Raw genomic sequence first — 22,915 nt, 5'->3', positions numbered from 1 at the left:
GACCTGCCTTTTTGATCACGCCTCAAAATAGGGTCTTGGTGCCCGTCGTTTCGATCACCTTGGGGCAGTTTTAGTTTTTTTGCAATAATCAATGCATTCCGGGCGATAGCTGCTGTGGATAAATAGCAACAGATACCATGACGCAGAACGCCGCCCCGGAGGGGCGGCGTCCTTTGTTTTCTGGTAATTTCAGGCGATCAGTTGGTGCAGGGGATCGGCAACTCGACCACCTCGGCGCCCTTGCGGGTACGGATTGTACATACCTTTTCGGCGGGGGCGGCGGGTGCTGCGACCTTCTCTTCGATACCCAGAAGAGAGCGCTGGTTCATCTCGATCGGGGGCGACACGCTGTCGTCACCGACACCGACCAATGCAAGGGACAAGCGGCCTGTCGACTGGGCCTGTGCAAGTGCCGCAACCTGGTTCGGGTCTACCGCGACGGTCACTGTCCGCGCGATCTGCGCGCCTTCGAGGTCACCGGCACGCTGGTCGACGGCGATCAGCTGGATGCCGGTCTCGATCAGCTTGGTGACTTCGGTGCGGGTCTGACCGCCGCCGACACCACCGGTCCAGTAGACGTCGACCCTGTCACCGGGGCGCAGGAAGCCCGACACACCGGAGGACACATCGACCTTGATCGCAAAGGCGCGCATCCCGCGCTCCAGTCGCGATGTCAGGCCCGCGTCTTCACCGGGCAGGGTGACCTTGACCGCAAGAAGCGCTTCGTTTTTCTCGATCGGGCGCAGGACGACGCGGCGCTCTTCTGTATTTTCGGGAAAGATCGACTTTTCATCGCCGAAGGTTCCTTCGGGGATGGCCGTCACCGGGAATTCCACCGGGCGTACATCTTCTTTTTCCAGCTTCTCGCCGTATTTGAGCGAGCGGGTCACGACGTAGACGGTCTGCGTCGGGACAATTTTCTGCTTCGCGGCTTCTGCCCGCGCGATCGCGTTCTTGTATTGGCCGATCTGGTCTTTCGCCAGATAGACGGCGCCGCCTGCAAGGGCGATGCCCACCAGCAATACGAGCCCAAAAATCATACGCATGTTCGTACTCCTCTAACCTCAAGCTCCGGAAGGGCCGGATGCTTCGTCTCCCGTTCTGTATGCCAGGCGACTTTGTTCTTTTTTTGGCTCACGGAAGAAAAAAGGCGTGCCTGCTTCTTCGCGGCGACGTCAGCCTTCTCAGCCGCCCGTGGATGTGGCGATCACTTCTTCGACCGAAGTGTCGGTCAGGTAGGTTCCGACCCTGTCGCCAACGCTCTTGCTGCCTTGCTGGATGGACGCAAAGGAAGCGAGGGCGAGGCCGCAAACGGCGGCGGTCAGAACGACCCAGTCAACTGTTACAGCACCGTCTTCATCCGCGAGGAATGAGGTAATTGGCTTTGCCATGATAAATCTCTCGTAGGGCGGCATAATCTACCGGACTAATGGGAAAGGGGGCTGCATCCCTTGCAGAACGCAGCCCCCCCAAGTCTCAAGCTACGAGGTAGCTATTAGCCGCCGGTGCCTGTGTCAGCTGCTGGTGCGCCAACTTCACCGATTGTCTGGGCGCCCAGGAAGTCGGAAGTGTTGCTTGTCATGTTGGATGCGCCGGTCTGGATCGAACCGTATGCGGCGATCGCCAGGCCCACGACTGCGGCTGTCAGAACAACCCAGTCAACTGTTACGGCGCCGTCTTCGTCGTTGCGGAAGTTTTTCACGAATTTCATCATTGTAGTGTCCCTCCAAAGGATCAGTTTGATTTCAGTCTCAACCTTGCCCTGCGTCCCGGCCCGCTCTCATTCAGGCCTGCTTGACTTGGTATGACGCTATATAGCCGGATGATTGGGGCAGGAGTTTGGCGGGAATTAAGACATTTGCAGTATCAACGATTTTTCTTGAGGGTTTTTCGTTATCTACATGAAAAGAATATGTTTTTCGTGTAATTTCGGGGGTTTTTGGTTAACGGTTGCGACCCAAACGCACCAATTATGGCAAATTCGCCATGTTCAAATGCCGCATTCACTGGCCTGAAGGGCATTTCTGCGTAATGCTGGTCGAAAAAATCGAGCAATAATCAAGAAAAGAGCAGGCCCGATGACCTCTTTCCCCCTTACGCTCGCCTTTGCGGCGGGATTTGCCGTCGTCTGTGCGGCCGGATCCTTTGCGGATTCGCCCAAACCGTTCCCCGATTTCAAACCGAAGTTCGTCAAGCCGCCGCAGGCAAGTGCGCGCAAGACCTCGCGGGTGAAGATCAACCGCCCCGTTTACGCGCCTGCACCGGCGCCCGACGCGCAGGATGTGGCCCTCGCCCCGTCGGGCGAGATCGAGCGCCCGGCTTCCGGCCGCTATGACTGGTTTTGGACCAAGGTTTCGCCAGAGGCCGCCAAAGCGGGGCCGGGGCGCTTGGAAGAAGCGATGACCGCGCTGGCTGCTGCCTCCACCCGCGTGCCTGCACCGCGCCTGCAACAGATGCAGGACATCGCACGCAGCCACGGGGTGGATATCCTGCGGTCGAGCATCGGGACGCGTGTGTCGCCCGCGCTGGCGCTTGCGGTGATTTCCGTTGAATCGTCGGGCAAGCCCGATGCGGTCAGCGGGGCGGGCGCGCAGGGTCTGATGCAGCTGATGCCCGACACTGCCAGCCGCTTCGGGGTCAAGGACAGTCTCGCGCCGCAGGAAAACATCGCGGGCGGTATCAAGTATCTCGATTGGCTGATGGGGGAGTTCGGCGACGATCCGATTCTCGTTCTCGCCGGGTACAACGCGGGCGAGGGATCGGTGCGCAAACATGCGGGCGTGCCGCCCTTTGCGGAAACCCGTGATTACGTGCCGAAGGTGCTTGCCGCGTTTCAGGTGGCGAAGGGTCTGTGCAAGACCCCCCCACAGCTGATTTCCGACGGCTGCGTCTTTGCCACCATGAAATGACCGCAGCGCAGGGGGCAGCGGCCAGAGCTTGAACACATGCGCCCGGTCGGGACGCTCGGTGCGCGTATGGCGTTGCCAAGAGGGCAGTGCGAGTGAAGGCCGACGCCCCGTCTGCGGATATTTTCGACCAGAGGTCACACCGGCGGCTCGCTGGCGCCGTTTCCCGTCAGGCGAGGGGAGCTTCGATAAAATCCTCTATGAAACAAATGGGCCGAGCCGGAGATATGCCGGCTCGGCCTCTTTGGGTGTCTCGCTCAGGGCTTACCGCCCTCAGCTGACGCGCGTGTGTTGCGTGATGCGCGGATCAGACGATGGTTGCTTCGGTCGCGGCGCGCAGTTCGTCCTCGGTGACGCCATCGGCGCATTCGACGATCTTCAGCCCACCCTCGACCACGTCGAGCACACCAAGGTTGGTGATGATGCGGTCGACCACGCCTGTGCCCGTCAGGGGCAGGGTACATGATTTCAGCAGCTTGGATTCACCCGCCTTGTTCTGGTGGTCCATCACGACGATCACGCGGCCCACGCCCGCGACAAGATCCATCGCGCCGCCCATGCCCTTGACCAGCTTGCCGGGGATCATCCAGTTCGCAAGGTCGCCGTTTTCGGCAACCTCCATCGCGCCCAGGATCGCCGCCGCGATCTTGCCGCCGCGGATCATGCCGAACGACATGGCACTGTCGAAATAGGCCGTGCGGTTGAGTTCGGTGATCGTCTGCTTGCCGGCGTTGATCAGGTCGGGGTCTTCCTCTCCCTCATAGGGGAAGGGGCCCATGCCCAGCATACCGTTTTCCGATTGCAGGGTGATGTCCTTGTCACCGACGTAGTTGGCCACCAGCGTCGGAATACCGATGCCAAGGTTCACATACATGCCGTCTTCGAGTTCTTCCGCGGCGCGTGCCGCCATCTGGTTGCGGTCCCACATGATCAGGCCTCCTCACGCTGGCGGGTTGTGCGTTGTTCGATACGCTTCTCGTGCGTGCCCTGCACAATGCGGTGCACGTAGATGCCCGGCAGGTGGATTTCATCACCGGCCAGTTCACCGCGCGGCACGATTTCCTCGACCTCGGCGATGCAGACCTTCCCGCACATGGCCGCAGGCGGATTGAAGTTGCGTGCTGTCTTGCGGAAGATCAGGTTGCCTGTGTCGTCGGCCTTCCATGCCTTGACGATGGCGAGGTCCGCGAAAATGCCCTCTTCGAGGATGTAATCCTCGCCATGGAACTGCTTCACTTCCTTGCCCTCGGCAATCTGCGTGCCAACACCGGTTTTCGTGTAGAATCCGGGAATGCCGCAGCCGCCGGCGCGCATCCGTTCGGCCAGCGTGCCCTGGGGCGAGAATTCCAGCTCCAGCTCGCCGCTGAGGTACTGGCGCATGAACTCCTTGTTCTCGCCGACGTAGGAGGAGATCATTTTCTTCACCTGTTTGGTCTGCAACAGGATGCCGATGCCGAAATCGTCCACGCCCGCATTGTTCGAGGCAAATGTCAGATCCTTCACGCCCGCGTCGCGGATCGCATCCAGAAGCAGTTCAGGGATGCCGCAGAGGCCAAAGCCCCCCGAAGCGATAAGCATGCCGTCCTCGAGAACCCCTTCGAGGGCTTCGGCGGCGGTGGCGTAGACTTTCTTCATGGAATGAAGCTCTCCATCATCGTTGATTGATTGCGAAGAGTTGTGACGCCGGGGCGGTCGGGTGTCAATCGCTCGCCCGCCCCTGCGTAAGGTATCACAGGATGCGCACCTGCGTGCCGATGGGCGCGATGGCAAAAAGTTCCTCGATCATGTGGTTGTAGAGCCCGATACATCCGGCCGAAGACTGCCGCCCGATCTTGCGCGTGTCGTGGGTGCCGTGGATCAGGTAGGCAGGCCAGCTGAGGTACATGGCGTGGGTGCCCAAGGGGTTGCCGGGGCCGGGGGGCATGTATTTGAGCGACGGGTCTTCTTCGAGCATCGACTGCGTTGGCGTCCAGTCCGGTCCGACCTTCTTGCGCACGATCTCGGTATAGCCGCGCTTTGTCAGCTCGTCGGTGCGCGGAACGGAGGTGGGATAGACATTATATGTCTCGCCGTCGCCGTCCCAGTAATGCAGCGCGCGCGACGTGGTGTCAGCGACGATTGCGGCCTTGCCGAGAGTGTCGAAGTGGTCTTGCCAGCGCTGCGGACTAAAGCTCATCACGTTGCGCCGGTGCGGAACCTCTTGCGCAAGCACCAGCGATGGCATCGCAAGCGCCGCGCCGGTACCGCCCAACATGAAACGTCTGGAAATCTTTCTGTCTGTCATATTCTGCCTCTCGATCATTTCCGGGTGGCCCCGGTTAGGCGATCCGTACCAAGTCACCACGCAAAAAGCCCCTGACATTCTTGTGAGGGGCCTTCTGTGTCCGGATGAGCCGCGACTGCGTCAGTCGTCTTTTGTCGCGGTCTTCTTGGCCGGTGTCTTTTTGGTGGTCGTTTTCTTGGCCGCGGTCTTTTTCGGCGCGGCTTTTTTCTTTGGCGCGGCTTTCTTCTTGGCGGCAGGTTTCTTCTTGCCGGCCTTGGCTGCACGCTCGTCGATCAGATGCACGGCCTGCGCCATGGTCAGCTCTTCTGGGTCGATCGTGTCGGGGATCGTCGCGTTGATCTTTTCCCATTTCACGTAGGGCCCGTATTTGCCCTTCATCACGTTGACCGCACCGCCCGCTTCGGGGTGCTCGCCCAGTTCGCGCAGCGGTTTGGCGGCGGCCCCGCGCCCGCCACGGCTGGCGAGTTTCTCGGCCAGAAGCTGGACCGCGCGGTTCATGCCCACGGTCCAGACCTCGTCGATGCTTTCGAGGTTGGCATTGGTGCCGCCACGGTGCGATGTGCTTTCGGCGTGTTTGATATAGGGGCCGTAGCGCCCGATATTGGCCCAGACCATGACCCCGTCCTCGGGGTGCGGCCCGATCTCGCGCGGCAGCGACAGCAGCATCACGGCGCGGTCGAGTTCAAGTTCTTCGGGCTCCCAGTCCTTGGGAATCGACTGGCGCGGGGGTTTCTTGTTTTCTTCCGTGGCTTCGCCGCGTTGCACGTAGGGGCCGAAACGTCCCTTGAACACACGGATCTCGTCGCCCTGATCCTCGCCCAGAAGCTTGCCTTCCGGCGGGATTGCGGATGCTTCCGCCTCGGGGTTCGGTGGGCCGAAGGGGCGGGTGTAGCGGCATTCGGGGTAGTTCGAGCAGCCAATGAACGCACCGCCCGAGCGCGCGGTGCGCATGCTGAGCCGTCCGGCACCGCAGTTGGGGCACAGTCGCGGATCGGTTCCATCGCCGGTGGGCGGGAAAAGATGCGGCTCGAGCACCTCGTTGATCTTTTCCAGAACGTCGGTGATGCGCAGTTCGGATGTCTCGGCGATGGCCGCCGAGAAGTCGCGCCAGAAGCGTTCGAGCACCTTCTTGTATTCGGCATCGCCCGCCGACACCTTGTCGAGCTGGTCTTCGAGATCGGCGGTGAAATCGTAGCCGATGTAGCGGCGGAAGTAGTTTTCCAGAAACGCGGTGACCAGACGCCCCTTGTCTTCGGGGATCAGGCGCTGACCTTCGCGGCGCACATATCCACGGTCCTGAATCGTGGTCACGATGCTGGCGTAGGTCGACGGGCGCCCTATGCCGAGTTCTTCCATGCGCTTCACAAGGGTCGCTTCGGTATAGCGCGGGGGCGGCTGGGTGAAATGCTGGGCGCCCAGAACGGCGGCGTTATCGGCCAGAAGGGCGCCGGATTTCGCCTTCAGGCCGGAGCGCTCCTCGTCCGCTGCGCCTTCGGCCTTCGCGAACTCCTCGCTATAGCGGGCTGCTGCCGCCTTGCCGAGTTTGTCGCCCTGGCTGATCTGCGGCAGGCGGTTGTCATCGTCGTCGGCGACCACGTCATCACGGCCTTCTTCGTAGACCTTGAGAAACCCGTCAAAGAGCACGACCTGACCGGTGGCGCGCAGGGTGACCTGTTCGTCCTTCGAGGACACTTCGACGGTCGTGCGTTCCATGCGGGCGCTTTCCATCTGGCACGCGAGCGTTCGTTTCCAGATCAGATCATAGAGCTTGCGCTGGTCGGCATCCATCAACCCCAGTGCCGCCACGTCCTTGGTCATGTCGGTCGGGCGCACACATTCGTGGGCTTCCTGAGCGTTCTTGGCCTTGTTCTTGTAGACGCGCGGCTTGTCCGGGACATAGCTGTCGCCGTAGCGGTCCTTGATCGCGTCGCGGGCCATGGTCACCGCTTCGGGAGCCATATCGATCCCGTCGGTCCGCATGTATGTAATGTGCCCCGCCTCATAGAGGCGCTGGGCCGTGCTCATGGTCTGGCGCGCGCCCATGCCGAACTTGCGGCTCGCCTCCTGCTGGAGGGTCGAGGTCATGAAGGGCGCCGAAGGGTTTCGCGATGTGGGCTTTGCCTCGACGCTTGCAACATGCAGGTCGCGGGAGCTGACGGCCTGCACGGCCATCTCGGCCTGCGTGGCATCCCCGAGATCGAAGCGGTCGAGCTTCTTGCCTGCCAATGTGGTCAGGCGCGCTTCGAATTCCTGTCCCGAGGGGGTCGTCAGGATCGCCTTGACCGACCAGTATTCGCGCGGGCGGAAGGCCTCGATCTCCATCTCGCGCTCGACGATGAGGCGCAGGGTGACGGATTGCACCCGTCCGGCCGATTTCGCGCCCGGCAGCTTGCGCCACAGCACCGGCGACAGGTTGAACCCCACCAGATAGTCCAGCGCGCGGCGTGCCAGATAGGCTTCGACCAGCGGCATGTCGACCTGACGGGGATTTTTCATCGCCTCCGTGACGGCCGATTTGGTGATCGCGTTGAAAACGACCCTGCTGACGGGGGTATCCTTGTTGATCGACTTGCGTTTGGTCAGCGCTTCCTGAAGGTGCCAGCTGATCGCTTCGCCCTCGCGGTCGGGGTCCGTCGCGAGGATCAATTCGTTGTCGTTCTTCAGCGCGTCGGCGATGGCCTTGACGTGTTTCTTGCTGTCGCTGGCGACCTCCCACAGCATGTCGAAGCCGTTTTCGGTGTCCACCGATCCGTCTTTAGGCGGCAGATCGCGGACGTGTCCATAAGAGGCGAGAACGGTGAAATTGTCGCCCAGATACTTGTTGATCGTCTTTGCTTTCGCGGGCGATTCGACAACGACAACTGGCATTCAAACGGTGTCCTTGGGTCAGGGGCTTTGGCGCGTCTAAGGCCTTTGTCATGTGGAATGCAAGGGGGCTTTGTCAATCCCGCGGACCGGGACAGGCCGCTGGAGCTTGGGGGATTTACCCAAGGGCAAGGCGCATCCGGTGCCCTGTCTTGTGCCGGTTTCGGGCTGTGGGAGAGGTACTACCCCTCAGTCGCTGCGCGACAGTAAACCGCCTGCCGCGCGGCTGATCTTGCCTTCGAGTTCAAGTTCCACAAGCGCGGGGGCAACGGCCGCGGAATGTACGCGCAGATCACGGATCAACTGGTCCTCGGCCACGGGCGAGGGGCCAAGGCGCGACAGGATCGAAAGGTGCAGCTTGGCGGTGTCGCGCAGGCTGCGTTTCGCTGCCGGTTGCAGTGGCGGCGGTGGGGCAAGCGGCAGTTCCGGCCTGTGGGCCCCCAGCGATCCGAGCGCTTCGAGCACATCCTCGGCGCGGCGCACCAGCGTCGCCCCGTCCCGGATCAGCATATTCGTACCCGCCGCCCGCGCGTCGAAGGGATGGCCGGGAACCGCCATCACATCGCGGCCCTGATCCAGCGCATCGCGTGCGGTGATAAGGCTGCCGGACTTCGCCGCCGCCTCGACCACGACGGTGGCGCGGCTCAGACCGGAAATGATCCTGTTGCGGCGCGGAAAATGCCGAGCCATCGGTTGCAGGCCCATGGCCTGTTCGCTGATCCGCAGACCTCTTTCGCCGATCTGGCGGGCAAGATCGGTGTTTTCCGCCGGATAGAGGACATCCACACCGCCCGCCTGCACCGCGACTGTGCCGGTCGGCAGAGCGGCAAGATGCGCAGCGGCGTCGATCCCGCGCGCAAGGCCCGAGACCACGACGAACCCCGCCTCGCCCAGATCGCGGGCGAGGGCGCGCGCCATCCGCGTCCCCAGTGACGACGCGTTGCGCGCCCCGACGAGCGATATCATCGGGCGCGACAGGATTTCGGGGTCGCCGATCACCCACAGGAACGGGGGCGCATCTTCCAGATCGAGCAATGCGGCAGGGTAAAGGGGATGGTCAGTGTCAAGAAGGCGCGCATGTGCCGCGTGGGCCGCGCGCAATTCCGCACGGATCACGCCCTCGGGGCAGACCTCGTAATTCGGGACGCCCGCGGCGCGCGCTACCTCAGGCAGCGCGGCCAGCGCGTTTTGCGCAGTGCCGTGTTCAGCCAGCAGTCGTTTATACGTGGAAATGCCGACCCGGCGCGAGCGCAACAGACGGAGACGGGCAAACTGTTCGTCTTCCGGGGTGGGTGGGAGTGGGGGGTGAGTGGAAGAAGGATTGTGGTCCCTGTCAGTCATCCCGATCTCCGTCCGTTGCTGGAATCAGGTATAAGGCTTTAGTGGTTAACAGGGGATGAATCAGAAACCGGCAAATCGACTAAACCCGCCATCCACACTCAGCCCGCCGATCCGCCGACCGTCAGCCCGCCGATCATCAGCGTCGGCTGGCCCACACCCACCGGCACCCATTGGCCCTGTTTGCCGCAATTCCCCATACCGGGGTCAAGTGCCGGATCGTTCCCGATGGCGCGGATCTTTTGCAGCGCGGTCGCACCATCGCCGATCAGCGTGGCGCCCTTGACCGCGGCCCCCACGACGCCGTTCTCGACACGGTAGGCTTCGGTGCACGAAAAAACGAACTTCCCGTTCGTGATGTCCACCTGACCGCCGCCGAACCCGACGGCATAGATACCGTCCTTCAGGTCTGCCACGATGTCGCCCGGTGCTACGTCCCCGCCCAGCATATAGGTGTTGGTCATGCGTGGCATGGGGATGTGGGCAAAGCTCTGGCGGCGTCCGTTGCCGGTGCTTTTCACACCCATCAGACGCGCGTTCTGCCGGTCTTGCATATAGCCGACCAGCTTGCCGTCCTCGATCAGCACATTCTTGGCGCTTGGCGTGCCCTCGTCATCGACCGAGATACTGCCGCGCCGGTCGGGGATTGTGCCGTCGTCCAGCACGGTCACGCCGGGTGCAGCGATCTGCTGGCCCATCAGCCCCGCGAAGGCGCTTGACCCCTTGCGGTTGAAATCGCCCTCGAGCCCGTGACCGATGGCTTCATGCAGCAGAATGCCCGGCCAGCCCGGGCCGAGCACCACGTCCATCACCCCCGCAGGGGCCGGTACGGCAGACAGGTTCACGACCGCGATCCGCAGCGCCTCGCGGGCCTTGCCCTGCCAGTCGGCGCGGTCGAGCAACCCGTCCAGCCCCACACGGCCGCCGCCGCCCGCGCTGCCGCTTTCGCGGCGCCCGTCCTGTTCCACGATGACCGATACGTTCACCCGCGTCATCGGGCGCACATCGCGCACGGTGGTGCCCTCGGGGCGCAGAATCTCGACCTCCTGAATCGATGCGGCGATAGAGGCGGTCACCTGAACCACGCGCTGGTCCAGACTGCGGCAGAAATCGTCGATCTCGCGCAGGGTCTCGACCTTTACCGGAAAGGCGGCGCCCGCGATCGGATCCTCGTCGGTATAGAGCTTGGCGTTCGTGCCTTCGGGCGCATCCGCCCATGTGCCGCCCCCGTCGCCCACCGCGAGGCGCGCGGTTTCGGCGGCACGGGTCAGGGCCGCCTCGCTCAACTCGGTCGAATGGGCATATCCGGCGACCTCGCCGCGCACCGCGCGCAGGCCGAAACCTTCGGCTGCGTCATAGCTTGCTGTCTTGAGGCGTCCGTCGTCGAACACCAGTCCTTCCGAGCGGCGCCGCTCGAAAAACAGCTCTCCGTCGTCTGCGCCATCGACCGCGCCGCGCAGGATCCTCAGGGCGTCCTCGCGAGCGATGTTCTGCTCGAACGGCGAAAAAGGCGTATCGGCCATGGAAAGGCTCCTTCGATTTGGGGGATTGCTTCGGGTCAATCTGACGCAAGCATGGCTCTTTCTTTCGGTATCAGAATATGATTGTAAGACGCGAGATTACAACGCCGGGGTCGGACTTCGGCGTTTCAGCCACCATCGGTCGAGACTATCAGGACGGAAATGATGAAAAAGCACCTCACACTTGCGGGCCTTTTGGCCAGCATCGGTAGCCTGCCAGCACTGGCACAAAGCGTTGATCCACAGGGACTTGAGATCATCGGCAAGCCTGAGCAGGGGGCGATGGGCTTCCAGCCGGCGGTAACGGAGCTGGCGAGCGATCTGCAATGGCTCGACGGAATGATTCTGGTCATCATCACGCTGATCACATTGTTCGTGACCGGTCTGCTGATCTGGGTGATGATCCGCTACAACAGCAAACGTAACCCGAAACCCGCGTCCTTTACCCACCACACCCCGGTGGAAATCGCGTGGACACTCGTCCCGATCCTGATCCTTGTGGGCATCGGCGCATGGTCACTGCCGATCCTGTTCCGCCAGCAGGAAATTCCGCAGGCGGACCTGACGATCAAGGCAATCGGCAACCAGTGGTTCTGGTCCTATGAATACGTCGACGAGGATTTCGGCTTCGACAGCTACATGATCGGCGCTCCGGCGCTGGGCGGCGAGAACAAGAAAACTCCCGAAGTGATCGCACAGCTTGAGGCGGCCGGTTACTCCGAGGATGATTTCCTGCTGGCCACCGATACAGCCGTGGTCGTGCCCGTGAACAAGACGGTCGTCGTGCAGGTCACCGGGTCGGACGTGATCCACTCCTGGACCATTCCCGCCTTCGGCGTGAAGCAGGACGCCGTTCCCGGCCGCCTTGCCGAACTGTGGTTCAAGGCCGAGCGTGAGGGTGTCTATTTCGGTCAGTGCTCCGAACTGTGCGGCATTGCGCACGCCTACATGCCGATCACCGTCAAGGTGGTGTCCGAGGAAGCCTACGAAGAGTGGCTGGGCCGCGCGCGTGAAGAATACGCCGGCATCCCGCAGACCCTGACAGTCGCATCGGCGGACTGAAGGCGCAGGCGTCTGACCGACGTTTGGAAATGCATGCGGCGCGATCCTGTCGCGCCGCATTACCCGCTAAGAATGGTTTGAGAACACAATGACCGACATCACCACCGCCAGATCCTACGAGGACGAGCCGCAACTGGGCGATTACTATGCCCTGATGAAGCCGCGCGTGATGCAGCTTGTGGTGTTTACGGCCGTGGTCGGCATGTTGGCAGCGCCGGTGTCGGTCAATCCTGTGATCGGGTTCGCCTCGATCCTCTTCCTCGCAATCGGGGCAGGGGCGTCGGGGGCGCTGAACATGTGGTGGGATGCGGATATCGACGCGGTGATGAAGCGCACCAGAAGCCGGCCTATCCCCGCGGGCAAGGTGACTCCGCAGACGGCGCTTTACCTCGGGGCGGGTCTGTCGCTGTTGTCGGTGATGATGCTGTCGCTCAGCGCCAACCTGCTGGCGGGCGCGATGCTGGCCTTTACCATCTTCTTCTACGTTGTGCCCTATTCCATGTGGCTCAAGCGGTCGACGCCGCAGAACATCGTGATCGGCGGGGCCGCAGGTGCCTTCCCGCCGGTGATCGGCTGGGTCATCGCCACCGGCAGCTTCGCCCTGGAGCCGTGGTTGATGTTCGCGCTGATCTTCATGTGGACCCCGCCGCACTTCTGGGCGCTGGCGCTGTTCATGCGCAACGATTACGACGATGCCGCCGTGCCGATGTTGACTGTCACGCACGGGCGCCGCGTCACCCGTAACCACATCCTCGGCTATACCGTGCTTCTGGCCGCTCTGGCCGTTGGCACCGCCTTCACCGGGGTCGGGGGATACATCTACCTTGCCGTGGCGCTGGTACTGAACGCGCTGTTCCTCAAGGGCGCCTACGCGATCTGGCAGCGCGACGAGGAAATGAGCGAGCAAGACAATTTCGCGGTCGAGCGTAAGTTCTTCCGCCTGTCGCTGTGGTATCTCTTCGCGCATTTCGGCGCGATCCTGATCGAAGCGACGCTGAAACCCTTCGGAATGGGAGGCTGGTAAGATGGCAATCAAAGCCGAACACGAAATGCACACACGCCGCCGGGGTCTGAACCTTGGTGTTGGGCTGATGCTGGGCGGGTTCGTCGTGCTGGTCATGGCACTGACATTCGTCAAGATCACGTCGAGCGACTTCCGCATCCCCGCAAGCCAGGCCACCGGCGTGGGCGAGCAGGTTACAACAAGCGGTGGAGGATCCGACTGATGGCCCTTTCCGGTCCCAAGAAAACAGTGATCCAGACCGTCGGTGTTGTGGTGCTGATGGGCGGGCTGGCCTGGGCGTCAGTGCCGTTCTACGACTGGTTCTGCCGTGTCACCGGCTTTGGCGGCGTCACCGGCGTGTCCGAGGTCGCACCGGACGAAGTGCTGGAGCAGACCATCACGGTGCGCTTCGATGGATCGCTGAACGGTCAGATGCCGTGGGAATTCGCCCCGGTCGAGCGCGAGATGACCGTGCGCATCGGCGAGACCAACCTTGCCTTCTACGAGGCGCACAACCCGACTGACAAACCGGTCGCGGGTCAGGCGGCCTATAACGTCACGCCGTATCAGGCGGGCGCGTTTTTCGAAAAGATCGCCTGCTTTTGCTTCGAAGAGCAGGTCCTCGCCCCCGGCGAGACAGTGCAGATGCCTGTCAGCTTCTACGTCGACCCCGAAATCGTGGACGACCGCGAGGGACAGTATATACACACCATCACGCTGTCTTATACTTTCTACGAAATCGATCTGCCCGAGGGCTATGCCGCCCTTGATACGGATCAGCCAACAGACCTGAACTAAATACGAAAAGGGAATAGGGACGCACGCCATGGCCCACGCAAAAAATCACGACTACCATATCCTCTCGCCCTCGATCTGGCCGCTTCTGAGCGCACTTTTCGCATTTGTCATGCTGCTGGGCGGCGTTCTGTGGATGCACGAAGTCACCCCGTGGGTCTTCTTCGTCGGTCTGGCGGGCACGCTTTACACGATGTTCGGATGGTGGTCCGAGGTGGTCGAGGAATCCAAGATCGGCGACCACACCCCGGTCGTGCGGATCGGCCTGCGCTACGGCTTCATCCTGTTCATCATGTCCGAGGTCATGTTCTTCGCCGCGTGGTTCTGGAGCTTCTTCAAGCACGCGCTTTACCCCATGGAAAGCTATCCGGGCACCGAATACGTCGCGCCCTATATCTATCCAGTCGATGCCTTCCACCTGCCGCTGATCAACACGCTGATCCTGCTGCTGTCGGGCTGTGCCGTGACGTGGGCGCACCATGCGCTGGTACACGAAGAAAACCGCTCCGATCTCAAGACAGGTCTGATTATCGCGGTTGTACTGGGTGTGCTGTTCACGGCGCTTCAGGCCTATGAGTACCAGCATCTTCTGCACGAAGGCTGGGAATTCGGCGCCGACGAGTTCTATTCGAACTTCTTCATGGCCACAGGCTTCCACGGTTTCCACGTCGTGATCGGGACGCTGTTCCTGTTCGTGTGCTACCTGCGCGCGCGTGCCGGGCATTTCTCGTCCGAACGTCACGTCGGGTTCGAGGCCGCCGCATGGTACTGGCACTTCGTTGACGTGGTGTGGCTGTTCCTGTTCTTTGCCGTCTACATCTGGGGCATTCCGTCCTGATCGGCAAAGTGGCCTTGCACCAGCCGGTGCTTTGAGTAAACCGACGCGCGGGAGAGAGTATGTCTCCCGCGCGTTTCTCTTTTGCGGTTTCTGTCAGAGGACACACCATGCGGCGCACCATCTTCCTGATCGTGATCGGTCTCGGCGGGGCCGCCATCCTGCTTAGCCTCGGCGTATGGCAGATCCAGCGCCTTGCATGGAAAGAGGGCGTGATCGCGGATATCGAGGCCCGGATCGCGGCGGATCCCGTCGCGCTTCCCAAAACGCTCGATCCCGAACAGGACAGCTATCTGCCCGTGCGGGTGGAAGGGACGCTGGGCGACAGGTATCTGCGCGTTCTGGTCAGCCAGAAGCAGATCGGCGCGGGATACCGGATCATCTCTCCGCTGGAAACGGATGCGGGGCGGATCATGGTCGACCGGGGTTTCGTGCCCACCGACCGGAGCGATATCACCACGCCTGACGAGCCGGTCGGCATTTCGGGAAACCTGCAATGGCCGCAGGAGACCGACAGCTTCACGCCGGAACCGGACCTGTCCGGCAATATCTGGTTTGCCCGTGACGTTGCGGCCATGGCCGCAGCCCTCGATACGCTTCCGGTGCTGGTGGTCGCGCGACAGAGCACCTTCGATGATGCGCCCGTCACGCCGCTGCCTGTTGACACCAGCGCCATTCCGAACGACCACCTCCAATACGCGATAACCTGGTTCTCGCTTGCGGCCATCTGGGTCGCGATGAGCCTTGCCTTTCTCCTGCGCGCACGCCGCGCCAAGACCCCGGACTGATCCATGCGCTATATCTCGACCCGTGGCACCGCCCCCGTTCTGAGCTTTGAAGAAGCGATGTTGACGGGGCTCGCCCGTGACGGCGGGCTCTACGTTCCAGAGACGATTCCGCAACTGTCCCATGACGATATCGCCGCAATGCGCGGTCAGAGCTACGAAGAGGTGGCGTTCACCGTCATGCGGCCCTTCATCGGCGATACCTTCACGGATGCCGAATTCCGCGACCTGATCGCGCGCGCCTACGCCGGGTTCGGCCACGATGCGCGGGCGCCGCTGGTTGAACTGGCGCCGAACCATTTCCTGCTGGAGCTTTTCCACGGGCCCACGCTGGCCTTCAAGGATTTCGCCATGCAACTCATCGGCCAGATGTTCCAGCTTGCGCTGGGACGCAAGGGCGAGCGGGTGACCATCGTGGGAGCCACATCGGGCGATACCGGATCGGCGGCGATCGAAGCGTTCAAGGGGCTCGACAACGTCGATGTGGTGATCCTCTACCCGCACGGGCGCGTGTCGGACGTGCAGCGCCGCCAGATGACCACGCCGCCGGAAAGCAACGTGCACGCGCTCGCGCTGGACGGGGATTTCGATGACTGTCAGGCGCGCCTGAAGGACATGTTCAACGATTTCGAATTCCGCGACGGTGTGCGTCTGGCGGGGGTGAATTCGATCAATTGGGGCCGCGTTCTGGCGCAGGTCGTCTACTTCTTTTCCTCCGCGGTCAGCCTTGGCGCGCCGGACCGGCAGGTCAGCTTCACGGTGCCCACCGGCAACTTCGGCGATATCTTCGCGGGCTATATCGCCAAGCGCATGGGCCTTCCCGTCGACAGGCTGGTGGTGGCCACCAACCAGAACGACATCCTGCATCGCTGCCTCAGCGGGCAGGGCTATCACAAGTCCGGCGTCCATCCGTCGATCAGCCCGTCCATGGATATCCAGGTCAGCTCGAATTTCGAGCGTGCGCTCTTCGATGCCTACGGGCGCGACGGCAAGGCGGTCGCGCAATTGATGGCCGAGCTGGGCGAGGGGGGCTTCGATGTCTCGCAGGGCGCCATGCAGGCACTGGCCGAAATCTACGCATCGGGCCGCGCCTCGGAAGAGGAGACCTCGCAGACCATCACCGATATGCTGGCGCGCACCGGCGAGCTCTTGTGTCCGCATTCCGCCGTGGGCGTGAAAGTCGCCAACGAATTGCGCACCGCCGCCGTGCCGATGATCACGCTGGCAACGGCGCACCCCGCCAAATTCCCCGACGCGGTAGAAGCCGCTACCGGCCAGCGCCCGGCGCTGCCGCCGCGCATGTCGGACCTATTCGAGCGCGAAGAGCGTTTGACCCGCGTGCCCAATGATCTGGACGCGCTGAAGACCCATATCAAAGGACTGATCGCCAAGTGAGCTTGCAAACCCATCGTCTTTCCAACGGTTTCCGTATCGTCACCGAACATATGCCGGGGCTGGCATCGGCCTCTATCGGCGTCTGGGTGGGCGCGGGGGGCCGCAACGAGACGCCCGAGCAGAACGGCATCGCGCATTTTCTCGAACACATGGCGTTCAAGGGCACGAAGACCCGCACTTCCTTGCAGATCGCCGAGGCGATCGAGGATGTTGGCGGCTATATCAACGCCTATACTTCGCGCGAGGTGACGGCCTATTACGTGCGCGTGCTGGAAAACGACGTGCCGCTGGGGCTGGATGTGATCGCCGATATCCTGCGCAATCCGGTCATGGATGACGCCGAAATCGAGGTGGAGCGCGGCGTGATCCTGCAAGAGATCGGGCAGGCGCTGGATACCCCGGACGACGTGATCTTTGACTGGTTGCAGGAGCAGGCCTATCCCGACCAGCCCATGGGGCGCACCATCCTCGGGCCCAGCGAACGGGTGTCCGCCTTCGGCCGGCGCGATCTGACCGGCTTTATCGAACAGCACTACGGCCCCGAACAGATGATCCTGTCGGCGGCGGGGGCTGTGGACCACGATGCGCTTGTCGCGCTGGCCGAGAAGTACTTCGGCGATATGACACCGCGCGGTCAGGCCGATGCGGCGCCGGCCCTTTTCAGGGGCGGCGAGTTCCGCAAGGCCAAGAAGCTGGAGCAGGCGCATTTCGCCCTCGGCTTCGAAAGCCCCGGCTATCGCGCCGACGATATCTACGTCGCACAGATCTATGCTTCGGCGCTGGGGGGCGGCATGTCGAGCCGGCTGTTCCAGGAGATCCGCGAGAACCGTGGCCTGTGCTACACGATTTTCGCGCAGGCAGGGGCCTATGCCGATACCGGCATGATGACCATCTATGCGGGTACTTCGGGCGAGGAGTTGCCCGAACTGGCCGGGATCACCATCGACGAGATGAAGCGCGCGGCGACCGATATGTCGCCTGCCGAGGTGGCCCGGGCCCGTGCGCAGATGAAGGCGGGTCTGCTGATGGGCCTTGAGAGCCCCAGTAATCGCGCCGAACGTCTGGCCCGTCTGATCCAGATCTGGGACCGCATCCCGCCGCTGGAGGAAACCATCGCGCAGATCGACGCCGTCACCACCGGTGACGTGCGCGACTTTGCCGAGCGGATGGCCACGCAGGCGCCGGCGGCGCTGGCGCTTTACGGTCCCGTCGAAAAGGCTCCGACGCTGGAGGAACTCCACGCGCGGCGTGCTGCTTGATGCTGCTGAGCCTGCGCAAGCTGCGGCTCGAAACCGAGCGGATGACTTTGCGTCCGCCGATCCACAGCGATTTTCGCGCGTGGACCGCATTGCGCACCGCCAGCCGCGATTTCCTGACCCCGTGGGAGCCGACGTGGGCGCATGACCATCTGTCGCGCAAGGCGTTCTCGAACCGCGTCTACTGGGCCAACCGGTCGATCAATTCGGGCACCGCTATGCCGCTCTTCCTAATCCGGCGCGACGACCAGACGTTGCTGGGGGCGATCACGCTCGACAATATCCGGCGCGGGCCTGCACTGGCGGGCACGCTGGGCTACTGGACGGGCGAGGCGTTTGCGCGGCAGGGATACATGCGCGAGGCGATCGAGGCGGTGGTGCATTACGCGTTCAACCATCTCGATCTCAGCCGGATCGAGGCCGCCTGCCTGCCCGAAAACAAGGCGTCGCGCGGTCTGCTGGAGCGGTCGGGTTTCAAATACGAGGGCGTCGCGCAAAGCTATCTGCAAATCGACGGCCGCTGGCGGACCCATGTGCTCTATGCCAGCCTGCGCGGCGACCGGCGCGGCCGGATCGGGGCGACCGGGCAGGGCTGAGCGGCAGGCCCGGCACATCGCCGGACCGCAGGGGCCCGCCGGCGAGGGTGCGACAAAAAGGCTGATCATTGCGCTTTGGGCTGGGGCAGGGACGGTGCTAACCTTGCGTCATGCTGTACCGTGTTCTTCTGTCCGCTTTGACCGCCGCTACCCTTTCCTCGCCGCTGCTGGCGCAGCAGGCCGCGCCCGACAGGACGCCGTCGCATTGCCATGCGCTGGCCGATGCCACACCGGGCATCGAATATATCCACCGCGCAAGCCTCGGCCCGGTCGAAGAGGAAACGGTCGATATCCACTATATCTCTCACGCCAGTTTCCTGATCCGCAGCCACGGCGGGCTGAACATGGTGACCGATTTCACCGGTTTCATCGGTTCCACCCGGATGATCCCCGATGTGGTGACCATGAACCACGCCCATGACACGCATTGGACCGCCTATCCCGATCCGGCGATCCCCCATGTGCTGCCCGGTTGGGGCGAATTCGGAGTGGGCGTGACCCACAACCTCGAACTGGGCGAGGTGCTGGTACGTAACGTATCGACCGACATCCGCTCGCAGTTTTCGGGGGTAGAGGAACGCGGCAACTCCATCTTCATTTTCGAGATGGCGGGTCTGTGCATCGGGCATCTGGGGCACCTGCACCACGCGCCAAACGATGAACAATTCGCGGCCATCGGCCGTCTGGACGTTGTGATGGCGCCGGTGGACGGGGGGTATACGCTCGATCATGCGACGATGATTTCCGTGCTCAAACGCCTGCGTGCCTCCATCGTGATACCGATGCACTGGTTCTCCTACATGGCGCTCGATGACTTCCTCGAGGGGATGTCGGACGATTTTACCGTCATTCGTGTCGACGACAGCCGCCTGACGGTGCGGCGCGATGTGCTGCCGTCCCAGCCGACGATCATGGTGCTTGATCCTGGGTATATCAGCGACGACTAGGCGATCGCACTTGCATCCGGCGGGCGGGCATTGGATCGTAGGGTATGACACTCAATCCCGCAGATACCGCATTCGCCGACAAGCTCAAATCCGTATTGCCCGATGACACGATCAGTGCCGCCGGACCAAGCTACCTTGAAGAACCGCGTGGCCGCTACATCAGCGAGGCGGGCGTGCTCGCGCGCCCACGCTCCACCGAAGAGGTCGCGACGCTGATCCGCATGGCCGGAGAGGCGCGCGTGGGGGTCATCCCCTACGGCGGCGGGACGGGGCTGGTTGCCGGACAGGTCGCAGCGGGCGAAACGCCGCGGCTGATCCTGTCGCTGGAGCGGATGAACCGGGTCCGCGACATTCTGCCCGACGAAAACGTGCTGGTGGCCGAGGCGGGTGTCATACTCGCCGACGTTCAGGCGGCGGCGGAAAAGGCCGACCGGCTCTTCCCGCTCAGCCTCGCGGCGCAGGGATCGGCCCGCATCGGCGGCAACCTTGCCACCAACGCGGGCGGGACCGGCGTGCTGCGCTACGGCAACACGCGCGATCTGTGCCTCGGGCTGGAGGCCGTCTTGCCCGACGGTCAGATCTGGCACGGGCTGACACGCCTGCGAAAGAACAACACCGGCTACGATCTGCGGCACCTGCTGATCGGGGCGGAAGGCACGCTCGGCGTCATAACGGCGGCGGCGCTGAAGCTTTTCGCGCGTCCTGCGGTGCGTGGTACAGCGCTCTTCGTTGTCAGGGACGCGCGCGCAGCGCTTGATCTGCTGAACCTTGCGCGCGCCCAGATGGGCGAGATGATCAGCGCGTTTGAATTGCTGGACGGTCAGGGGTTCGATTTTCTGAGCGAAACCATGCCAGAGGTCCGCCAGCCCTTTGATACGCCCCCGCGCTGGTCGGTCCTGATCGAACTGGGCCTGTCCGACGGCATGAATGCGCAGGACGCGCTCGAGCGGTTGTTCGTGGCCGCATCCGAAGCTGGCTATGCCACCGACGGGCTGATCGCGCAGTCCGAGGCGCAGGGGGACGATTTCTGGAACATCCGTGAAAACCTGCCCGAGGCCAATCGCCGGATCGGGTCGATCTCAAGCCATGATATCTCGGTCCCGCTGGGCGCGATCCCGGAATTCATTGCTCAGGGCGGCGCACGTCTGGCCGAGCTCGGTGACTGGCGCATCAACTGCTTCGGCCACGTGGGCGACGGCAATCTGCACTACAACGTGTTCCCGCAGAAGGGACGCACCCGCGCCGACCACGAAAACCAGCGCGAAGCGATCAAGGTCTGCGTGCACGATCTGGTCCATGAACTCGGCGGGTCGGTTTCGGCCGAGCACGGAATCGGGCGGTTGAAGGTGGACGATCTGGAGAAATACGGCGATCCGGCCAAGCTGTCGGCGCTGCGCGCGATCAAGGGCGCGCTGGATCCGAAGGGCATCATGAACCCCGGCGCGGTCCTGCGCGAGCTGTCCTAGCCCGCGCAACGCGGCGCCGGTGGGATCAGGCGGTCATTCGCCGTCGAAGCTGCACAGGGCCTGCACGTCCATTCCCAACGCTTCAAGGCGCTTGCGACCGCCCAGATCCGGCAGGTCGATGATGAAAGAGGTCGATACGATCTCGGCGCCCAGCTTTTCCAGCAGCTTGATACCAGCCTCTGCGGTGCCGCCGGTGGCCAGCAGGTCGTCGACGACAAGCACCCGTTCGCCTGCCGCGATGGCGTCGTCGTGGATCTCCATCGTCGCCTGCCCGTATTCAAGCGTGTAGTCCTGCGACAGCGTCTTGCCGGGCAGCTTGCCTTTCTTGCGGATCGGCACGAAACCGATGGAAAGCTGGTGCGCAATGGCACCGCCCATGATGAAACCGCGCGCCTCGAGGCCGACAACCTTGTCGATCTTCACGCCCGCGTAGGGGTGCAGCATCTGGTCGATCGCCATGCGAAACCCGCGCGGATCGGCAAACAGCGTCGTGACATCGCGGAACATGATGCCTTCGTGCGGGAAGTCGGGAATGGTGCGGATGTAATCGCGGACAGTTTTCATGGCGTGCTCCGGCGCAGGGTTGCTGTGAGAACGCCCATCGCGATGAGCGCGCTGCCGCCGGCACGGGTGATCCACGCAAGCGCACCGGGTCTGCGGATGAGGTGCCGCAGACGATCGGCGGCCAGTGCGTAGGCCATTGCGTTGACCGCCGCAAGCCCCGTGAAGCTGGCGACAAGAATGGCGAACTGCGGGGCAAGCGGGCTGTCGGGCCGGATGAACTGTGGCACGAAGGCGATGAAGAACGCGATGGATTTGGGGTTGAGCGCGGTAACAGTGGTTGCGTGGGCGAAAACGCGGGTCGCAGTGACGTCGGCGGCATCGGGCAGGGCGAGCCCCTTGGCGGGGGCCGAGCGGATCAGTTTCACGCCGAGATACACCAGATAGGCCGCGCCGATCCATTTCAGCACCGTAAAGAGCGTGGCGGAGGCCAGAACCAGCGCGCCGAGCCCCAGCAGCGACGCCGTCATCGCAATCAGATCCCCAAGCGCCACGCCCGCTGCACAGGCGACCGCGACGGACCGGCCCTTGGACAGGGCATAGGTCAGCACCAGCAGGACGGTGGGACCGGGAACCAGCAGCAGCGCAAAGGCCGCGGCCATGAATGTCAGCCAGAGGTCAAGGGGCATGAGAGGAGCCTTTCAGTTGCGGGGATAATGCGTTCGCAGCGCCATTTCGTCCTGTGCTCCCAACCGTTTCAGGCTGTTGTCGGCATTCTGCGACAGGATCGAACGGGTTTGATAGTGGGGATTCTCGATATCCGTGACCAGACCGAGCGCCTGCAGGATTTCTTCGAGCATGACGGATTCGTATTGCCGGATCGTCATGTCGCGGGAAAACCCGACATGCGCCGCCTCGATCCGGTTGCCGCGCACCGACAGGCGGGTGATCGCATTGGCCAGCGTCAGCCCGTCCAGTGGTGTGCCAGAGCCTGCGATGACGTCACCGCGCAGCGTATCGAGCAGGTGGATCGCGATATCCGGCGCGCGGTCCGTCACAACCACGCGCAGGCCCGCGCCGGTGGCCGTGAGCCTCTGCGCCGCGCGGACAACGGAGGCTTCCGCGCGTTTCATCTTGCCGCCCAGATAGGGGGGTGTGCGCGTCACGATGCCGACGGTAACCTCGGGTTTCTCCCATTTCAACAGCGGCTTGCGGCAAGCCGCGCCGGGGGTGGCGGCGCAGGCCACCAGCCGGTAGAAATCGCGGTCGCTCAGTGCGCCGTCACTGCGGACCGCGTCTTGCGCGGCCGCCGCGACCGGAAGCAACAGCGACAACGGCAGGGCAAGCCACCATGGCCGCAT

At 62.9% G+C, this 22,915-nt stretch carries 24 protein-coding genes; 12 read left to right on the top strand and 12 right to left on the bottom strand.

Annotation, left to right across the window (positions count from 1 at the left end; translation table 11 throughout):
• Positions 1 to 197: 197 nt before the first annotated feature.
• From cpaB to ABMC89_RS07055, 3 genes are all read right to left on the bottom strand, one after another.
• The gene (gene cpaB / locus ABMC89_RS07065; protein ID WP_349566609.1) at positions 198 to 1,046 is read right to left on the bottom strand and encodes a Flp pilus assembly protein CpaB; all 849 of its coding nucleotides are present in this window, start codon (positions 1,044 to 1,046) and stop codon (positions 198 to 200) included.
• Positions 1,047 to 1,184: 138 nt separating this feature from the next.
• Positions 1,185 to 1,391 (bottom strand): hypothetical protein, encoded by a 207-nt coding sequence (locus ABMC89_RS07060; RefSeq protein ID WP_349566607.1) that lies wholly within the window; start codon positions 1,389 to 1,391, stop codon positions 1,185 to 1,187.
• A 104-nt stretch (positions 1,392 to 1,495) separates the two neighbouring features.
• Positions 1,496 to 1,714 carry a Flp family type IVb pilin gene (locus tag ABMC89_RS07055; RefSeq protein WP_349566605.1) on the bottom strand — a complete coding sequence of 73 codons (219 nt, stop codon included), beginning with the start codon at positions 1,712 to 1,714 and terminating at the stop codon, positions 1,496 to 1,498.
• A gap of 364 nt (positions 1,715 to 2,078) precedes the next feature.
• On the opposite strand from ABMC89_RS07055, the gene ABMC89_RS07050 reads away from it, so the two are divergent.
• A complete protein-coding gene (locus ABMC89_RS07050) occupies positions 2,079 to 2,909 on the top strand; it encodes a lytic transglycosylase domain-containing protein (protein WP_349566603.1) in 831 nt (276 codons plus the stop codon).
• A 304-nt stretch (positions 2,910 to 3,213) separates the two neighbouring features.
• Here ABMC89_RS07050 and ABMC89_RS07045 read toward each other — a convergent pair whose 3' ends face one another.
• The 6 genes from ABMC89_RS07045 to tldD all read right to left on the bottom strand — a co-directional run bounded on the left by ABMC89_RS07045 (position 3,214) and on the right by tldD (position 10,916).
• Positions 3,214 to 3,837 carry a CoA transferase subunit B gene (locus tag ABMC89_RS07045; RefSeq protein WP_349568543.1) on the bottom strand — a complete coding sequence of 208 codons (624 nt, stop codon included), beginning with the start codon at positions 3,835 to 3,837 and terminating at the stop codon, positions 3,214 to 3,216.
• On the bottom strand, positions 3,837 to 4,541 hold the full coding sequence (locus tag ABMC89_RS07040; RefSeq protein ID WP_349566601.1) for a CoA transferase subunit A: 705 nt from the start codon (positions 4,539 to 4,541) through the stop codon (positions 3,837 to 3,839). The genes ABMC89_RS07045 and ABMC89_RS07040 overlap by 1 nt, the downstream gene beginning before the upstream one ends.
• A 94-nt stretch (positions 4,542 to 4,635) precedes the next feature.
• Positions 4,636 to 5,190 (bottom strand): L,D-transpeptidase, encoded by a 555-nt coding sequence (locus ABMC89_RS07035; RefSeq protein ID WP_349566599.1) that lies wholly within the window; start codon positions 5,188 to 5,190, stop codon positions 4,636 to 4,638.
• Positions 5,191 to 5,310: 120 nt separating this feature from the next.
• Positions 5,311 to 8,058: a type I DNA topoisomerase gene (gene topA / locus ABMC89_RS07030; protein WP_349566597.1), complete on the bottom strand. Its 2,748-nt coding sequence runs from the start codon at positions 8,056 to 8,058 to the stop codon at positions 5,311 to 5,313.
• Positions 8,059 to 8,244: 186 nt separating this feature from the next.
• Positions 8,245 to 9,396 (bottom strand): DNA-processing protein DprA, encoded by a 1,152-nt coding sequence (dprA, locus tag ABMC89_RS07025; RefSeq protein ID WP_349566595.1) that lies wholly within the window; start codon positions 9,394 to 9,396, stop codon positions 8,245 to 8,247.
• Positions 9,397 to 9,494: 98 nt separating this feature from the next.
• The gene (gene tldD, locus ABMC89_RS07020; RefSeq protein ID WP_349566593.1) at positions 9,495 to 10,916 is read right to left on the bottom strand and encodes a metalloprotease TldD; all 1,422 of its coding nucleotides are present in this window, start codon (positions 10,914 to 10,916) and stop codon (positions 9,495 to 9,497) included.
• Between the two features lie 162 nt (positions 10,917 to 11,078).
• Between tldD and coxB the strand changes: the two genes are divergently transcribed.
• The 11 genes from coxB (at position 11,079) to ABMC89_RS06965 (ending at position 21,053) form a co-directional block, all read left to right on the top strand.
• Entirely contained in the window at positions 11,079 to 11,975 is an 897-nt protein-coding gene (coxB, locus tag ABMC89_RS07015; RefSeq protein WP_349566591.1) for a cytochrome c oxidase subunit II, read from the top strand.
• Between the two features lie 88 nt (positions 11,976 to 12,063).
• Entirely contained in the window at positions 12,064 to 12,999 is a 936-nt protein-coding gene (gene cyoE, locus ABMC89_RS07010; protein WP_349566589.1) for a heme o synthase, read from the top strand.
• 1 nt (position 13,000) lies between these two features.
• The gene (locus ABMC89_RS07005; protein ID WP_349566587.1) at positions 13,001 to 13,201 is read left to right on the top strand and encodes a cytochrome c oxidase system small membrane protein; all 201 of its coding nucleotides are present in this window, start codon (positions 13,001 to 13,003) and stop codon (positions 13,199 to 13,201) included.
• On the top strand, positions 13,201 to 13,776 hold the full coding sequence (locus ABMC89_RS07000) for a cytochrome c oxidase assembly protein (protein WP_349566585.1): 576 nt from the start codon (positions 13,201 to 13,203) through the stop codon (positions 13,774 to 13,776). Before ABMC89_RS07005 ends, ABMC89_RS07000 begins: the two co-directional genes overlap by 1 nt.
• A gap of 28 nt (positions 13,777 to 13,804) precedes the next feature.
• Positions 13,805 to 14,611, top strand: a complete 807-nt coding sequence (locus ABMC89_RS06995) for a cytochrome c oxidase subunit 3 (protein WP_349566583.1) — start codon at positions 13,805 to 13,807, stop codon at positions 14,609 to 14,611.
• Positions 14,612 to 14,718: 107 nt separating this feature from the next.
• Entirely contained in the window at positions 14,719 to 15,396 is a 678-nt protein-coding gene (locus ABMC89_RS06990) for an SURF1 family protein (RefSeq protein WP_349566581.1), read from the top strand.
• 3 nt (positions 15,397 to 15,399) lie between these two features.
• Positions 15,400 to 16,788, top strand: coding sequence for a threonine synthase (gene thrC / locus ABMC89_RS06985; protein ID WP_349566579.1), 1,389 nt, complete (start codon positions 15,400 to 15,402; stop codon positions 16,786 to 16,788).
• Positions 16,785 to 18,047 (top strand): M16 family metallopeptidase, encoded by a 1,263-nt coding sequence (locus tag ABMC89_RS06980; RefSeq protein WP_349566577.1) that lies wholly within the window; start codon positions 16,785 to 16,787, stop codon positions 18,045 to 18,047. The genes thrC and ABMC89_RS06980 overlap by 4 nt, the downstream gene beginning before the upstream one ends.
• Positions 18,047 to 18,640, top strand: a complete 594-nt coding sequence (locus ABMC89_RS06975) for a GNAT family N-acetyltransferase (RefSeq protein ID WP_349568541.1) — start codon at positions 18,047 to 18,049, stop codon at positions 18,638 to 18,640. The genes ABMC89_RS06980 and ABMC89_RS06975 overlap by 1 nt, the downstream gene beginning before the upstream one ends.
• Positions 18,641 to 18,750: 110 nt before the next feature.
• Positions 18,751 to 19,587 carry an MBL fold metallo-hydrolase gene (locus ABMC89_RS06970; RefSeq protein WP_349566575.1) on the top strand — a complete coding sequence of 279 codons (837 nt, stop codon included), beginning with the start codon at positions 18,751 to 18,753 and terminating at the stop codon, positions 19,585 to 19,587.
• Positions 19,588 to 19,631: 44 nt separating this feature from the next.
• Entirely contained in the window at positions 19,632 to 21,053 is a 1,422-nt protein-coding gene (locus ABMC89_RS06965) for an FAD-binding oxidoreductase (RefSeq protein WP_349566574.1), read from the top strand.
• Positions 21,054 to 21,086: 33 nt separating this feature from the next.
• Here the strand turns inward: ABMC89_RS06965 and ABMC89_RS06960 are convergent, their stop codons facing one another.
• Genes ABMC89_RS06960 through ABMC89_RS06950 form a run of 3 tightly spaced genes read right to left on the bottom strand, consistent with a single transcriptional unit; the run spans position 21,087 to position 22,915 of the window.
• Positions 21,087 to 21,617 carry an adenine phosphoribosyltransferase gene (locus ABMC89_RS06960; RefSeq protein WP_349566572.1) on the bottom strand — a complete coding sequence of 177 codons (531 nt, stop codon included), beginning with the start codon at positions 21,615 to 21,617 and terminating at the stop codon, positions 21,087 to 21,089.
• Positions 21,614 to 22,243, bottom strand: a complete 630-nt coding sequence (locus ABMC89_RS06955; protein ID WP_349566570.1) for a LysE family translocator — start codon at positions 22,241 to 22,243, stop codon at positions 21,614 to 21,616. Before ABMC89_RS06955 ends, ABMC89_RS06960 begins: the two co-directional genes overlap by 4 nt.
• A gap of 12 nt (positions 22,244 to 22,255) precedes the next feature.
• Positions 22,256 to 22,915, bottom strand: coding sequence for a DUF2927 domain-containing protein (locus ABMC89_RS06950; protein ID WP_349566568.1), 660 nt, complete (start codon positions 22,913 to 22,915; stop codon positions 22,256 to 22,258).

The organism is Sulfitobacter sp. HNIBRBA3233 (genome assembly GCF_040149665.1).
GTDB lineage: Bacteria > Pseudomonadota > Alphaproteobacteria > Rhodobacterales > Rhodobacteraceae > Sulfitobacter > Sulfitobacter marinivivus.
This window is presented reverse-complemented; position numbering and strand designations above follow the sequence as displayed.